Annotated in this window: 19 protein-coding genes; 4 read left to right on the top strand and 15 right to left on the bottom strand. The window is 69.0% G+C overall.

The window, feature by feature from the left end:
• Positions 1-18: 18 nt before the first annotated feature.
• From rpsR to rpmB, 4 genes are read right to left on the bottom strand one after another with little or no spacing between them, the layout of a single operon-like run.
• Positions 19-267, bottom strand: a complete 249-nt coding sequence (rpsR, locus tag ACLJQ7_RS24145) for a 30S ribosomal protein S18 (protein WP_410650443.1) — start codon at positions 265-267, stop codon at positions 19-21.
• Complete coding sequence (gene rpsN / locus ACLJQ7_RS24140; RefSeq protein WP_378344113.1) at positions 264-569, bottom strand: 30S ribosomal protein S14; 306 nt, start codon at positions 567-569, stop codon at positions 264-266. Before rpsN ends, rpsR begins: the two co-directional genes overlap by 4 nt.
• Positions 569-736 carry a 50S ribosomal protein L33 gene (gene rpmG, locus ACLJQ7_RS24135; protein WP_005149953.1) on the bottom strand — a complete coding sequence of 56 codons (168 nt, stop codon included), beginning with the start codon at positions 734-736 and terminating at the stop codon, positions 569-571. The genes rpsN and rpmG overlap by 1 nt, the downstream gene beginning before the upstream one ends.
• Entirely contained in the window at positions 736-972 is a 237-nt protein-coding gene (rpmB, locus tag ACLJQ7_RS24130) for a 50S ribosomal protein L28 (protein ID WP_005149951.1), read from the bottom strand. The genes rpmG and rpmB overlap by 1 nt, the downstream gene beginning before the upstream one ends.
• An 84-nt stretch (positions 973-1,056) precedes the next feature.
• Here rpmB and mrf point away from each other — a divergent pair, with 84 nt between their 5' ends.
• Genes mrf through ACLJQ7_RS24110 form a run of 4 tightly spaced genes read left to right on the top strand, consistent with a single transcriptional unit; the run spans position 1,057 to position 3,792 of the window.
• Positions 1,057-2,310 (top strand): ribosome hibernation factor-recruiting GTPase MRF, encoded by a 1,254-nt coding sequence (gene mrf, locus ACLJQ7_RS24125; protein WP_410650442.1) that lies wholly within the window; start codon positions 1,057-1,059, stop codon positions 2,308-2,310.
• On the top strand, positions 2,307-2,564 hold the full coding sequence (locus ACLJQ7_RS24120) for a type B 50S ribosomal protein L31 (RefSeq protein WP_410650441.1): 258 nt from the start codon (positions 2,307-2,309) through the stop codon (positions 2,562-2,564). The genes mrf and ACLJQ7_RS24120 overlap by 4 nt, the downstream gene beginning before the upstream one ends.
• Positions 2,564-2,722: a 50S ribosomal protein L32 gene (gene rpmF, locus ACLJQ7_RS24115; RefSeq protein ID WP_410650440.1), complete on the top strand. Its 159-nt coding sequence runs from the start codon at positions 2,564-2,566 to the stop codon at positions 2,720-2,722. Before ACLJQ7_RS24120 ends, rpmF begins: the two co-directional genes overlap by 1 nt.
• Positions 2,719-3,792: a GTP-binding protein gene (locus ACLJQ7_RS24110; protein WP_410650439.1), complete on the top strand. Its 1,074-nt coding sequence runs from the start codon at positions 2,719-2,721 to the stop codon at positions 3,790-3,792. The genes rpmF and ACLJQ7_RS24110 overlap by 4 nt, the downstream gene beginning before the upstream one ends.
• Positions 3,793-4,037: 245 nt before the next feature.
• On the opposite strand, the gene ACLJQ7_RS24105 is transcribed toward ACLJQ7_RS24110, so the two are convergent.
• From ACLJQ7_RS24105 to ACLJQ7_RS24055, 11 genes are all read right to left on the bottom strand, one after another.
• Positions 4,038-4,334, bottom strand: a complete 297-nt coding sequence (locus ACLJQ7_RS24105; protein WP_410650438.1) for a hypothetical protein — start codon at positions 4,332-4,334, stop codon at positions 4,038-4,040.
• Positions 4,335-4,387: 53 nt separating this feature from the next.
• Positions 4,388-5,239, bottom strand: coding sequence for an LLM class flavin-dependent oxidoreductase (locus ACLJQ7_RS24100; RefSeq protein WP_410650437.1), 852 nt, complete (start codon positions 5,237-5,239; stop codon positions 4,388-4,390).
• Between the two features lie 49 nt (positions 5,240-5,288).
• Entirely contained in the window at positions 5,289-6,704 is a 1,416-nt protein-coding gene (locus ACLJQ7_RS24095; RefSeq protein WP_410650436.1) for a class I adenylate-forming enzyme family protein, read from the bottom strand.
• Between the two features lie 21 nt (positions 6,705-6,725).
• On the bottom strand, positions 6,726-7,418 hold the full coding sequence (locus tag ACLJQ7_RS24090) for a DUF899 domain-containing protein (RefSeq protein WP_410650435.1): 693 nt from the start codon (positions 7,416-7,418) through the stop codon (positions 6,726-6,728).
• Entirely contained in the window at positions 7,415-7,864 is a 450-nt protein-coding gene (locus tag ACLJQ7_RS24085; RefSeq protein ID WP_410650434.1) for an SRPBCC family protein, read from the bottom strand. Before ACLJQ7_RS24085 ends, ACLJQ7_RS24090 begins: the two co-directional genes overlap by 4 nt.
• Positions 7,861-8,196: an ArsR/SmtB family transcription factor gene (locus ACLJQ7_RS24080; RefSeq protein ID WP_410650433.1), complete on the bottom strand. Its 336-nt coding sequence runs from the start codon at positions 8,194-8,196 to the stop codon at positions 7,861-7,863. The genes ACLJQ7_RS24085 and ACLJQ7_RS24080 overlap by 4 nt, the downstream gene beginning before the upstream one ends.
• Positions 8,186-8,617, bottom strand: a complete 432-nt coding sequence (locus ACLJQ7_RS24075) for an SRPBCC family protein (protein WP_410650432.1) — start codon at positions 8,615-8,617, stop codon at positions 8,186-8,188. Before ACLJQ7_RS24075 ends, ACLJQ7_RS24080 begins: the two co-directional genes overlap by 11 nt.
• 166 nt (positions 8,618-8,783) lie before the next feature.
• Entirely contained in the window at positions 8,784-10,184 is a 1,401-nt protein-coding gene (locus tag ACLJQ7_RS24070; RefSeq protein ID WP_410650431.1) for a pyridoxal phosphate-dependent decarboxylase family protein, read from the bottom strand.
• Entirely contained in the window at positions 10,181-11,485 is a 1,305-nt protein-coding gene (locus ACLJQ7_RS24065; RefSeq protein WP_410650430.1) for an MFS transporter, read from the bottom strand. The genes ACLJQ7_RS24070 and ACLJQ7_RS24065 overlap by 4 nt, the downstream gene beginning before the upstream one ends.
• Positions 11,486-11,519: 34 nt before the next feature.
• The gene (locus tag ACLJQ7_RS24060; protein WP_410650429.1) at positions 11,520-12,479 is read right to left on the bottom strand and encodes a sphingomyelin phosphodiesterase; all 960 of its coding nucleotides are present in this window, start codon (positions 12,477-12,479) and stop codon (positions 11,520-11,522) included.
• 17 nt (positions 12,480-12,496) lie between these two features.
• Positions 12,497-14,512, bottom strand: a complete 2,016-nt coding sequence (locus ACLJQ7_RS24055) for a neutral/alkaline ceramidase (RefSeq protein ID WP_410650428.1) — start codon at positions 14,510-14,512, stop codon at positions 12,497-12,499.
• Between the last annotated feature and the right edge of the window lie 9 nt (positions 14,513-14,521).

Here is a 14,521-nt window from a genome sequence, read left to right as displayed (position 1 = left end):
CCGCCCGGACCGGCGGCGTCAGCGCCCCGCGTTGGGGTAGGGCAGCAACGCCATCTCGCGGGCGTTCTTGATCGCCGTGGCGACCTGTTTCTGCTGCTGGGGCGTCAGCCCGGTGACCCGGCGGGCGCGGATCTTGCCGCGGTCGGAGATGAACTTCCGCAGCAGATCGACGTCCTTCCAGTCGACCTGGGTGATCTTGTTGGCGTGCAACAGGTTCGTCTTGCGCTTGACGGGGCGGTCGCGGTTCGCCTTGCCCATGGCTCTCACCAGCTCGACTTCGTGACGCCGGGCAGTTCGCCGTTGTGCGCCATCTGCCGCATCCGGACCCTCGAGAGCCCGAACTTCCGCAGGTAGCCGCGTGGGCGGCCGTCGGCGGTGTCGCGGTTGCGGATGCGGGTCGCGCTGGCGTCGCGCGGCATCGCCTGCAGGGCCGACACGGCCGCCGCCTTCTCCTCGGGCGACGCCGACGGCGAGGCGATGGTGGCCTTCAGCTCGCGCCGTCGTTCGACGTGGCGGGCGGCGATGACCTTGCGCTGCTCGTTCTTGGCGATCTTGGACTTCTTGGCCATCAGCGCTCCTCCTTGAACTCGACGTGCTTGCGCGCGACCGGGTCGTACTTGCGCAGCACCATCCGGTCCGGGTCGTTCCGGCGGTTCTTCTTCGTGACGTAGGTGTAGCCGGTGCCGGCGGTCGAGCGGAGCTTGATGATCGGCCGGATGTCGGTGCTCTTGGCCATCAGAGCTTCACCCCTTTCGCGCGGAGCTCGGCCACGACGGCCTCGATCCCGCGCTTGTCGATCGTCTTCATGCCCTTCACCGAGACCCGCAGGCGGACCCAGCGTCCTTCACTCGGCACGAAGTACCGCTTGGCCTGCAGGTTCGGCTCCCAGCGCCGGGACGTGCGCCGATGCGAGTGCGACACCTGCTTCCCGTAGCCCGGTTTGCGGCCGGTGACCTGGCACACGGCGGACATATACCCTCCCGAGTTGATATCGGTTGTCATTTTCATTTACTCTACACAACCGAACCAGAACGCCCTCGACGCCCCGGAGCTTCAGTGACCGACAACCCCCGCGTGCCCCTCGTCCTGATCAGTGGCCTCGCACCGGGACCGAACGCCGACCTCGCCGAGCGGCTGCGCCTCGCCGAACCCGGCACCGCCGTCGTGCATCACGACCTGAGGCAGATTCACTCCGGAGTGGTCCGACGGCGGATCCGGCTCGGCGACCGCGACCAGCTGACCGTCCTCGAACTCGCGCACGGTTGCGTCTCGTGCACGTTGCGTGAGGACCTGTTGCCGTTGCTGCGCAAGCTCTCGCAGCTGCCGCAGGTGCGGCGGATCGTGGTGCGGCTCGACGAGGCCATGGAGCCCGAGCCGGTCAGCTGGGCGCTTCACAACGTCCTCGTCGGCGACCGGCCGGTCATCGAGGACGTCGACCTGCGGGCCGTGCTGACCGTCGTCGACTGCGCGGGCTGGTTGGGCGACAGCACCGGCGACGACACGCTGGCCGAACGGAGCCTGCGGGCCAGCCCCGAGGACGAACGCACGGTCGCCCAGGTCGCGTTGTCCCAGGTCGAGTTCGCCGACCTGCTCGTCCTCGCCGGCGCGGCGACCGACGCGTGGTCCGCGGCGAAGGCTTCGGCCGTGCTCGACCGCGTCGCGCCGTCGATCCCGCGCGTCGAACTGTCCTCTGTGGACGGCAAGACCGTGCTCGACGCCGTCCCGTCCGACGCCCGGCGCGGCGAGGTCACCGACATGCACGGACCGCTGCTGCGCGGCCAGCCGCCGGTGCACACCGACTGCGGCATCGGGCTGCTCACCTTCACCTCGCAGCGCCCGTTCCACCCGGAACGCCTCCACGACGCCATTGACGTCCTGCTCGACGGCGTCGTCCGCACCCGGGGACGGCTCTGGGTGGCGAGCCAGCCGGACATGGCGCTGTGGATCGAATCCGCGGGCGGCGGTCTCGGCGTCGGGCACGCCGGGCCGTGGCTCGCCGCACCGGACGGCCCGGTTTGGGCCGACGTCTCCCCCGAACGCCGCACCCTCGCCTCCCTGCGCTGGGACCCGCTGTTCGGCGACCGCGCGCAGGAACTGGTCGTCGTCACCGATCAGGCCACCCCGGAGGAGGTCGAAGCCGCGCTGAACGGGGCGCTGCTGACGGATGAAGAGCTCGCCGCCGGTGAGCAGGAGTGGCTCCGTTACCCGGATCCGTTCGGCGAGTGGCACGAAGAACCGTGTGAGGACACGGAAACCGACCCCGAGAAGCACGACGTGAACGCGTCGAAGCGAAAGGACGAAACGCAGTGAAACTCCGAATCCACCCCGACTACCACCCTGTGGTGTTCAAGGACCTCTCCACCGGCGACGCCTTCCTGACGCGCTCCACCGCCACCTCGGACCAGACCATCGAGTGGAGCGACGGCAACACCTATCCGGTGGTGAACGTCGAGATCAGCTCGTGGTCGCACCCGTTCTGGACCGGCAACCAGCGGATCATGGACAGCGCCGGCCAGGTGGAGAAGTTCCACCGCCGCTACGGACGTCGCGGAGGGGCGAAGTAATGGCCGTCCCGAAGCGGAAGATGTCACGCAGCAACACCCGGTCCCGGCGTTCGCAGTGGAAGGCGGCCGTGCCGGATCTGGTGCCGATCAAGGTGAACGGCGAGCCGAAACTCGTGCCGCGCAAGCTGATGAAGCATTTCCACCAGGGCGGGGAATGACGACGCCGGTCACGGTGCTGTCCGGCTTCCTCGGAGCGGGTAAGACGACCGTGCTCAACCACGTCCTCGCCAACCGCGACGGGCTGCGGGTGGCGGTGATCGTGAACGACATGAGCGAGGTCAACATCGACGCCGCGCTGGTGCGGGACGGAAACAGCCTGTCCCGCACCGAGGAACGGCTCGTCGAGATGACCAACGGCTGTATCTGCTGCACCTTGCGCGACGACCTGCTGGAGGAGGTCTCGCGGCTGGGTGAGGACGGCAGGTTCGATTACCTGCTCATCGAATCGAGCGGGATCTCCGAGCCGATGCCCGTGGCGGTGACGTTCTCATTCCTGGACTCGGCGCGGCTCGACACGATGGTGACCGTGGTCGACGCCGTGAACTTCGAGCGGGAACTGGCGGCCGGCGACGCGCTGACCGAACGCGGGCTGGACCAGTACGACGGGGACGAGCGGACGGTCAGCGACCTGTTGATGGACCAGATCGAGTTCGCGGACGTCCTCCTGCTGAACAAGGCGGACCTGGTCCCGGCCGTTTCCCTCGACCGGTTGACGGCGGTGCTGCGGCGGCTCAATCCGGCCGCCGACGTCGTCGTCTCGACACACGGCCGGATCCCGCTCGACCGGGTGCTCGGCACCGGGCGCTACGACGTCGAGCGGGCGCAGGAGGCACCCGGCTGGGTGGCGGAACTCAACGGTGCTCACGTTCCGGAGACGGAGGAGTACGGGATCTCCAGCGTGGTCTTCCGCGCCTCGCTCCCTTTCGACGCCGAACGGCTTTGGGACTTCGTCGGGCGGCTCGATACCGGGGAGTTCGGGACGGTCCTGCGTTCGAAGGGGTTCTTCTCGCTGGCGTCGCGGCCCGGGGTGACCGGGCTGTGGTCGCAGGCGGGTTCGGTCGCCCGGTTCGAACCGCAGGGCGTCGAGGAGGCGCCGCGGCAGGAACTCGTGTTCATCGGGGTGGGGCTGGAGAAGGACGCGCTGCTGGACTCGCTCCGGTCCTGTCTGGCCGCCGGTCCGGCCGGGGCGGATCCGTTCCCGGAGTGGGAAGCGGTGCACGTCCACTGAAGTAGCGACTGGGTGCCCTGCACGGGGTCGTGAGTGATAAGGAGGGTTAGAACGCTCATGAACACTCACGACCCCCTCCTAGATCCGCGCAAAGCGACCAAATCGGGCGCATCGATCGCGAGAAATGTCCCTTGTGGACGGTTCGGCCGGTGCGCGACTGGGGTCGTGTGGGGGATGGACGACTCACGAGGGAACAACGTGCCGTCCCGTCGTCAGGTGAGGCGTCGGCCGCTGCTTTCGCGACGTCAGTGGTCGTCGTAGTGATCCCCGTGCGCGGCGTGGCGGTGGCCGTCGTGCAGGTAGTCGACGTGGTCGCCGTGCGGCACCGCGACATGGCCGCAGCCCTCGCCGTGAGCGTGGTCGTGACCCTGGTGCGGGATGTGGCCGCCGCTCTCGCACTCGTCGAAATGCCCGTCGTGAGCGCGGTGCAGATGCCCGTCGTGCACGTAGTCGACGTGGTCTCCGTGGGGTACGGCGACGTGGCCGCAGCCCTCGCCGTGAGCGTGCGTATGGCCGGCGTGTTCAGTGTGCGCGGCGGTCATCACCGGGTCCCTCCTGATCGGAAATGCCTGATCAGGCGGACCGTAGCACCGGCCTACCGGCTCAGCAGCGCTCTCACCCGACCGAGTGCCCGCACCTGATCGGCCCAGCGCGGGCCCGCCAGCCCGACGACGATATGGGCCGCTCCCGCCTCCCGGTACGCCGCCAGCCGTTCGGCGACGGCTTCGACGGAACCGGTCAGCGGCAAGGAGAGCGCCTGGTCGAGCGGCATCCCGTAGGCGTCGTTGATCCCTGTCGCCAGCTCCGCCGCTGTCGGCAGGTCCGCGCCTTCGCCCAGCGCGCCGGTGGCGCCGACCGCGATCACCGGGTTCGCGACGCCGAGATCCGTCAGCCGTCGCCGTCCGTCGGCGACGGCGTCCGGCGGCAGGAGCGACGGGAACCACCCGGTGCCGTGCTCCGCGACGCGCTGGAGCACGAGCCTGCCCCGATTACCGACCCAGATCGGCGGGACGGCCACCGCCGGCGCCAATTCGACGACGGCGTCGCCGATCCGGACTTCTTTGCCCGCCAGCAGATCCGGCAGCGAGCGGAGCGTCTGGTCCGTGCGCGGGCCGCGTTCGCCATACGGCACCCCGGCCGCGGCGAACTGGGCTTCTCCCCCGCCCGAGCCGATGCCGAGGATCAGCCGTTCGCCCGACACCTGCTGCAGCGTGGCGATCTGCTTGGCCGCCCACGCCAACGGCCGCATCGCCGGGACGAACACGCTCAGCCCGATCCGGATCCGGGTCGTGACCGCGGCGGCGACCGCCAGCCCGACCGTGCTGTCGAGCGACGGACGGCCGGTCATCAGGTGGTCGCCGAGGAACACACTGTCGAGGCCCGCGTCCTCGGCCTGCCGGGCGGAGACGCGGAGGTCGCCGGACGGGAGGATCACACCCAGTTTCATGAGCCCATCGTGCGACCTCCACTTGACTGGAGGTCAAGGGCAGCACGATTCAGGCGATATGGCGACGGTGCCCGGCCCAGAACGGCTCGCGGAGCGCCCGCTTGTCGACCTTGCCGATCGCCGTCAGCGGCAGCGCGTCGGCGAAGTCCACATCGGACGGTACGAAATGCTCCCGCCCGAAGAACTCCCTCGCCTGTGCCCGGACTTCTTCGACCGACAACGCTCCCGAGGCGACCACCACGGCGTGGACCCGCTCACCTTCGCCGCCGTCGCCCGGCACACCGAACACGGCCACGGAACGGATCAGCGGATGCCGCGCGAGCGCGTTCTCGACCACGGTCGAGTACACCTTGGTGCCGTGCTCGCCGGTGATGATCACGTCGTTCGCGCGGTCCAGCAGGTAGAGGTAGCCCTCGTCGTCGAACCGGCCGAGATCACCGGTCCGCAGCCACCCGTCCCCGATCGGCGGCGACCCGTGGTAACCGACCATCATGGACAGTCCACGCACGAGGACCTCCCCGTCGTCGATCCTGGCCTCCATACCCGGCACGATCCGGCCCACGGACTCGAGCCGCTCCGGCCTCCCGCCGAGTTCCGCCGCGGAGATGCTCGCGATCATCGGCGCCTCGGTGAGCCCGTATCCCTGCCCGACCACGGGCCCGAACACTTCGAGCGCCCGAGCCAGCCGTCTCGGCGGGAGCGGGGCGGCCCCCAGCGAAAGCTGCCGCACACTGCTGACGTCGCTCGACGTCATGGCCGGATGGTCCAGTACCTCGGCCAGACGCGCGGGCGTGAGCGACAATGTGGTGATCCGGTGTTCCGCGATCGCGTCCAGTACCGCGCCCGCGTCGAAACCGCGCAGCAGGACGACGCTCTCCCGCCGCAGGATCGCCCCCAGCACGGCGGCGTTGCCGGTCATATGCGTCATCGGCGCGATCAGCAGCGTGCGGCCCGGCCCCGCCGGATCCGGCGCGAAGATATGCGCCATGCCGTCGTAGATCCCGCGGTGCCGGATGAGTTTCGGCGCCCCGGTGGTACCTCCGGTGGGAAAGATGACGGTGACCGACTCCGGCAGCCTCGCCGGGTCGGTCCCGTCGCGGTTCCTCAGTTCGTCGAGCGTGATCACCCGAGCGTCGCCGGCCGGCCAGTCCGACGGCTGCTCGGTCACCAGGGTCGTGACCCCGGCCGCCTCGACCGCGGCGAGGCGATCCGGCGAACTCGCCGACGCGGCGACGAGCAGCACCGTCGAACCCCGCAGCTGCGCGGCGATCTGCAGGAGGACGGTTTCCGGCCGGTTGCCGGCGTCGATGGCGACGACCCCGCGCTCCGGCAGTCCCGCGTACATCCGGCGCACCAGGTCGAGCGCCTGCCCGTAGCCGGTCTCCACGCCATCCTGGACGAACAGCACCTCGTCGCCACCCGAACGCAGCGCGTCCAGCACCCGGGTCAAGAACAGACTCTCCACCGGCCGGACCCTAACCCAGGGTCAAGACCCCGAGCAGCAGCCACCGCCGGACGAAGCGGCACCCTCGTAGGCGTCGTGCCAGTCCCACCACTCGTACGGAGGAGTCCGCGGATACCCCTCGGGCGAGTCCTCCCACTCCTCTTGCCGTCCCAGCGCGGTGATGTCGAGGTAGCTCCACGTGCTCCCCATCGCCTCGTCGCCGCGATCGTTGACGAAGTACGTCCGGAACACCTGGTCGCCTTCACGGATGAAGGCGTTGGTGCCGTGCCATTCCCCGACCCCGAAGTCGACGTCGAAGTCACCGGTGATCGTGTACCAAGGCATCGTCCAGCCCATCCGCGCCTTCATCCGCGCGAGATCCGCCTGCCCACCCCGGGAGACGAAGGCCAGCGTGGTGTCGCGGGCGTTCAGATGCGCGACGTGGGCGACCTGGTCGGCCACCAGCGAGCAGCCTTTGCAGGCGTGGTCGGGGAAACCCTCCACTCCGGGATCGAAGAAGGCCCGGTAGACGATCAGCTGACGGCGTCCCTCGAACAGGTCGAGCAGGCTCACCGCGCCGGACGGCCCTTCGAACTCGTACGGCTTCTCGACCGCGAGCCACGGCATCCGGCGTCGTTCGGCCGCGAGCGCGTCGCGGGCTCGGGTCAGTTCCTTTTCCTTCACCAGCAACCGAAGGCGCGCTTCTTCCCATTCGGCCGCGGACACCGTGTTCATCGCGCCAGCTCCGCGGGCAGGACGCTTCGCCGGTTCGGTCGTCCTTCGCCGGTCGTGATCAGTTCCCGCAGGCTGGTGCCGACGTAGAACGTCCACGCTTTGTGGCAGACGTCGAAGCATTCGTACTCCGGGACCAGACCGTGATGGGTGAAGCGCGCTTCGGTCTTGCCGTCCTTCTCGGCGATCTCGAACGTGATCGTGGTGCCGATCCATTCGGTCTCGTCACGGGTGAAGTCGAAGTGGTTTTCCAGCACCAGCCAGGAGACCTTGCGACGGGGCACGGATTCGGTGATCCGGATCCGACAGCGGTGCACCTCTTCGTAGTGGTACTCGAACTCGTCGCCGGAGTGCACGACCTCTTCCGACCACCACCGGCGGACGTCGGTGAAGGCGTCGAAGACCTCTTGTGGCGTCTGATCCACGGTGAAACTCGTCGTGAAGCTCATGATGAACCCTCCAGATGGTCTTTCAGAGCCGCGAGCGGCCCGTCCCAATCCCGGGCGAGCGCGGCGAGGAATTGCTGGGCGACCTGCATCGGGGCCGAGTGCAGCCGGTAGCGGACGCGGCGCCGCTCCCCCTGCTCCGGGATCACCAGCCCCGCGTCGGTGAGCAGGGCGAGGTGCTTGGCGATGGCCTGCCGCGTGATCGGCAGCCGGTCGGCGAGGTCGGTCGCCGTGGCCGGGCCGCCCGAGGCGAGGACGGCGAGAATGCTCCGCCTGCTCGGGTCGGCCAAGGCGACGAAGACCTGTTCGGCGATCGTTTCGTGGTCAGGCGGCATCGAGGTATTCGATCAGTTCGCCCAGCTCGGCCGCCCACCCCTTCGTGTTCCCGTCGAACGCGGCCTGGTGTGCGTCGTCCGGCAGCTGGGAGAAACCGGACTCGACGACGGTGAGCCGCGTGCCGCCGCCGTTCGGGACCAGGGTGAATTCGACGTAGGTGCGTCGAGGGTCTTCGTCGGGAAGCCCGTAGATGTGCCAGGTGAAGCCGAAGACCTCCGGCTCCTCGACGCGCTCGACGCGCATGTTCGCCTGGTGCCCCTCGTCCCATTTCATCTCGGCTTCACCGCCGGGCCGCAGGTCGATGCTCGCCTGGTTGCCGAACCAGGTGCCCAGGCCCTCGGCCGTGGTCAGCGCGGCCCAGACCTTCGCGGGCGGGTGGGCGATTTCCACGGTGCGTTCGATCCGGTCGGGGAATCCCACGACAGCCTCCTCAAGTAGCAATCAGTTGGTTGCTATAACTTTGTATAGCAACCAGTCGATTGCGTCAAGGGGCGTCCGGGCGTCCACCGATGCAGCGAAAGCCACTTTCACAACGTTGAAGGTTGCGAAAGTGGCTTTCGCAACCTGCCACCTGCGCCGTATGTCTTCAGGAAGCCGTGTACAGCGCGCCGAGGAATTCGAGCAGCAACCGCTCCCGTAGTGGACCGGGTGCCGTGGCCAGCAACGCGTTGATCTCCGCCATCCGGGTGGGCAGGCCCACGCCGCCGCCGAGACCCGCGGCCGCCAGCAACCCGGCGAACTGCTCCGGCGTCAGCGTCGCCGGGTCCAGCGCCGCGACGAACTCGGCCACCTGCGGGTCGACGACGACCGGCCCGGCTTCACGAGCGGCGACGACCGACGCGGCGAGACTTCCGAGGAACTCCTGTTCAAAACCCCGGTTCGCGGCCGTCATGGTCAGATGCAGGTTCGCGGGCGACGACTCGTGGGCGAACTGCGGCTGGACGTACCAGCCGCGCTCCCGCATCTCGTCCGCGACGGTGAACAGGTCGAAGCCGGCGTCGTCCGCGACGGTGAACGCGAGCAGGGTCGACACCGGATCACCGAGGACGCGCAAGCCATCCAGCGTCTCGATCCCTGCGCGGATCTCGACGGCCGCGTCACGGGCCGCCGAAGCCAGCTTCGCGTAACCCTCGTCGCCGACATGGCGCACAACGGCCCACGCCGCGGCGAGCGGGCCACCGGATCGCGTGCTCTGCAGTGTGGTGTTCAGCATCGTGTAGCCGGGCCAGTCCGCGCTGGCGAAGTACTGCGGCCGGCGCAGGTCCGCGTTGGCGTACAAGAGAACCGACACGCCTTTCGGGCAGTAGGCGTACTTGTGCAGATCGACCGAGACGCTGGTGACGCCGGGGACGTCGAAGCCGAACGGGCCGAGCCCCAGGTATGGCAGCACCCAGCCGCCGATGCAGGCGTCGACATGGAAACGGACGCCCTTCAGCAGCGCGGCGATCTCGGGGATCGGGTCGAGGACGCCGTGGGCGTAGGATGGCGCGCTCGCGACGACGAGCACCGTGCTGTCGTCGACCGCGGCGGTCATCGCCTCGGGAACGGCGCGGAAGGTCACCGGATCGACGGGCACCGGAACCACACGGACACCGAAGAAATGCGCCGCCTTGTGAAACGCCGCGTGCGCGGTCGTGGGCAGCACGACGTTCGGCGTGGCCACGTCGGGACGCGCGTCGCGGGCGGCCAGGACGGCGAGCATGCACGACTCCGTACCGCCCGAGGTCACCGAACCGACCGTCCCCGCCGTCCCGCCCAGCAGCCGCGCGGCGGTACCGACGAGGTCGTTCTCCATCCGCAGCAGGCTCGGGAACGCCGTCGGGTCGAGGCCGTTGGCCGACGACGCCAGCGCGTGCGCCGCCGCGCCGAGTTCGTCCACTTCGGACAGACCGCTGTCGTAGACGTACGCGAGCGTCCGGCCTCCGTGCGTCGGCAAGTCTCCCGCGCGCAGCTCCCGCAGTTCCTTCAGGACGTTCTCGGCGGTCACGCGCGGCGCTCCAGCACCGACCTGCGCAGCAACGGGATGCCCAGCACGATGAGCACGGCCGGGAGGATCGACGCGCCGAGCAGGATCGCCGTGAGCGCGCTGTCCGGCTGCGCGACCTTGGCGTCGAGGCTGGACTGGTAGCCGCCGAACTGCAGCACCAGCCCCCAGAGCCCCGGCCCGAGCGCGAGCCCCAGCGTCTCCGACGCCGTCCAGACCCCCGCCGCGACCCCGGCCCTGGTCTCGCCGGTCCGCTCCTCCTCGTCGCTGATCAGATCCGGCAGGATCGCCAGCGGGAACACCGAGATCCCCGCGTAGCCGACACCGCAGAAGGCGACGAACACCATGGTGACGGCGAACGGCAACACCTGGGCACCGAGCAGCCCCAGCAGGCCGACGCCGAACGCGGCGGTGGCGATCCGGAACCCGGCCAGCTTCCCGACGCTCGCCCCCAGCCGCGGCCACAGCGGCATGGTCAGCAGTGCCGGGCCGACGAAACCGACGAACAGGACCGTCGAGTAGCCGGAGCTGCCGAGGATCCGCTCGGCGAAGAACGGGATCGCGGCCAGCACCGTGCCGATGCCGAGCGCCTGGATGAAGTAAACGCCGAGCAGCCAGCGGAACGGCCGCCACTGCGCGAGCGTCCGGAGCAGTTCGCGCGGGCTCACCGTGTTCGGCCGCAGCGCGCCGACGGGAGCGCCCTTCAGCCCGAAGTACACGCCGAGTGTCGCGAGCAGGATGACCACGGCGATGAACAGGCCCATGACCCGGTAGCCGGCGACGCCGCCGATGAGATCGGTGATCGCGGGCGCCCCGCCGCCGGAGATCAGGATGGCGACCGCGAGGAAACCGATCCGGACGCTGGTCAGTTTCGTGCGTTCTTCCGCCGAGTCGGTCAGCTCGGCGGGCAGCGCGTTGAACGGCACCTGGAAGAAGGCGTACGCGGTGGCGCACAACAGGAACACGACGACGACGTAGATCGCGTCGGGCACCGGGCCACCGAAGCCGGGATGCGCGAACAGTGCCGCGAAAAGGACCGAAACACCGATTCCGCCGTAGAGCAGGAACCGGCGGCGGCTGCCGGTGCGGACCATGTCCGCGTCCGACAGCCGTCCCGCGATCGGGTTGAAGAGCACGTCCCACGCTTTGGGAACGAACACGATCAGCCCGGCGACGCCCGCCGCGACGCCCATCGTGTCGGTGAGGTACTTCAGGAGGAGCAGGCCGGGAACCGTGCCGAAGGCGCCGGTGACGAACGAGCCGAGCGAGTAGCGGTACCTCGTCCGTGCTGGCAGCGATGCCATGATCCTCCTCGAGGCGGTTCTCCCGATGAAGGCCTCAGTATTGGATCTTGGCCACCACCGGGTAGTGGTCGGAGGGAATCGTGCCACCGTCGTGATGCACGAGCTGTACCGGGCCGACCGCGGCGAGTGGACGGCCGCCCGCGCGCACGGCGCCGACGTAGTCCAGCGAGTCGCGGTAAGTCGCCGGAACGGACTTCGCCGCGTTCGGGTTCGTGGCCGCGTCGAAGGTGTACGCGCCTTCGCCCGTCGTGCGCAGAACGCCGCCGAGGAACGCTTCGCCCTGCTGGACCTGGGTCCGGCCGAGGGAGTCCTTGCGCGCTTGCCCGGCCCAGTACTCGATGTTCAGGTCACCCGCGATGACCACCGGCTCGCTCGCGGGGGCGTATTTCGTGACCAGGTCCCGGATCTCGCCGAGCTGCGCCATCCGGATCCCGTGCGCCTTCGGCAGCGTCTCCGGTCCCTCGTCCGCCTGCATGTGCGTACCCGCGATCCACACCGGTTTCCCGTTGACGACCAGGCGGGCGAGCGCGGCGCCCTTGTTGGACAGGTAGTCCGCGGTGCCGGAGTAGGAATTGCGGAAGACCAGCTGGTGCTGCTCGGTCACCGGCGCCTTGCTGAGCACGGTGACCCCGCCGTTGACCACGACGGGGGAATTCGAACAGTTCCCGTTCACCGTGGTCCAGCCGGGCGAGGTGCCGCAATGCTGCCCGACGAGCGGGGTCTGGTGTGGCCAGACGTCCTTCAGGCGGTTCCGCAGTTCCTCCGCCTGAGCGCTGAAAGCCTCGTCCAGGACGACGACGTCGGCGTCGTTCGCGCGGATGACGTCCTCCGCCGCGCGAGCCCTGACCTGTTTGTCCGAAGTGTTCGGGCCGGCGATCCAGGGCAGCTGCCAGATGTTGAACGCCATGACCTTCACCGAGACCGCCGCCTGGGCTGGCACGGCGGTTCCGGCGAACATCGCGGCGGCGATGGCGAGTACGGCGAGCTTCCGCACGAAAGACCCTTCCGGTGTCAGGAGACGACGAATGTCCGCGAAGTCCCGCTGAACGCGGAGATCGCCCCGTTCCAGCCGTTCTTCCAGTTGCCGAAGTGGAGCACGCGATATTTGCCGATCGGGGCGTTCGCGGGGATCTTCCAGTGGACGACGGCTTTCGATTCGGCGACGAACGTCCGCGCCCAGTGGTACTTCGTGTCCCAGTCGCCGTCGTCGGCGTGCCGGATCCACTTGCCGTCGACCAGCCGCTGGATCTCCAGGAACGTGCCGCCGCGCCGCAGGTCGTTCTTCGGATGCCCGGTGACGAACTCGACCGCGACCTGCTCGCCACGCGTGTAGGTACTCTTCGCGTCGACAAGGACGTCACCGAAGTTCTTGAACGCGGGCGGGCTGTCGAAGACGACCCCTGGTTGGAAGTTGATCAGCTTGCCTCGCAGATCCCGCGGCGTCGGCCCGTGTGGCACCGCCGACCCTGCCTTCATCGCGCTCGCGAGTTTGGCGAATTCCTGCTGGTACGCCGGAAGCGTGTAGCGGCCGTACAGCGTCGACGCGCCTTCGTACTGCTGCGAGTCGTACTCCTCGGGCGTGGTGACGTACTGGCTGTAGGCGTTGGAGTAGCCCTGGATGAGCACGTTCTCCAGCGGGACACCGAGTTCCGCGGCGACGGTCCGGCGCAGCCGCAGTCCGGCGACGATGGTCAGCTCGGCGGGCACGGCCACGAGATGCAGCTGCCCGATCCGGACGAGTTGCAGCGGCAGCACCTCCGGCGTCCACGGATACGGTTTCATCGCGCCGAACGGCACCGCGATCACCTTCGGCGCGTGCGCGTCGGCGAGCGCCTGCGGGATCGGCGCGTCGATACCGCCGAGCCAGTCGATGAACGGGTTCTTCACCCCTTCGGGGAGCGGCAGGCCAGGGCCGTCCTCGCGACTGCCGGCCAGCATCGACACCCCGATCGCGGCCGTGCAGGTGCGCTGTGGCCGCCCGTTCGGGGTGTACTTCGCGTCGACGGCCACGTCGGACATGTCCACGTAGCACATCCTGTGGTCGACGCCGCCCGTCACGGCCTCGGCGGCCGCGTCGAAGGCGCTCTTCGCCGCGCGGAACTGGAGGTCGCCGATGGTGCGGGTGTTCTCGAACTCGGTTTCGAGAGTGCCGGGTTCGAGGTTCAGGTTCGGGCTCATGTCGCCGGTGTTGGTCTGCGGGAAGGCGGCGACGAACCGCGGGTTCCCGTCGAGGTAGCGCACGCCGGCGTGGTCGTGCTCCCATTCGTAGGCCGCGTAACCCTTGTTGTCGCCGCTGATCAGGTGGTTGCCGTTGCTCATCGACGTACCGTGTGTGGCGAACCAGCTTATCGCGCCGACGTCGACGCCGTTCCGGCTGAACCGCAGCACCGTGACGGCCGGGTCGATGGCCTGCGGGAAGTGGTCCTTGTCCGCCTGCGGGTTCAGGTCGAAGGCCTTGCGTGAGCGGTTGACGCTGGCCTTGGTCAGCTCGGCGCGGCCGAGCCGGATCGACCCTGGCGCGAGGTTCGAGTGCGCCCGGCCGATCGCCTCGAAGATCCCGTCGACATGCGCGTCGTACACCTGTTGCTGGAAGCCGAGGATCGCCAGATCGTAGGCGGCGTAATGGGAATCCCCGCCGCACGCGGAGTGGGTGTGCGTGGCGTTGAGGAGGACGTTCTGCTCGGTGTAGAGGTCGCCGTACGCGGCTTGGAGCTTGCGCAGCACGCCCTGGTGGACGGACTGGAACAGCGCGCCGAGGTCGGCGGTGACGAAGGCGATCCGCTTCGCGCCGTCGTCGACCACGAAGGCGCGCGCCCGGGTGCGGAGGTGGATTCCGGCGGTCTGCTGCTGCGGCATCGAGTAACCCATCATGCCGTTCTCGGCGGCCGGGCCGGTGACGTCGGAGATCCCGACGCCGACGCGGAAACCCCGTGATGGCGCCGCTTGCGCTTGCTGGGCGCCGAGCACGCTCGCCGCGACGGGCAACGCCGCCGCGCCCGCGAGAACCCGCCTCCGGCTCACCGTCATGAGTCGCAC

Source organism: Amycolatopsis sp. cmx-4-54 (assembly GCF_046548895.1).
Classification (GTDB): domain Bacteria; phylum Actinomycetota; class Actinomycetes; order Mycobacteriales; family Pseudonocardiaceae; genus Amycolatopsis.
Note: the sequence above shows the minus strand (reverse complement) of the source record. Positions and strands in the feature narration are given on the sequence as shown.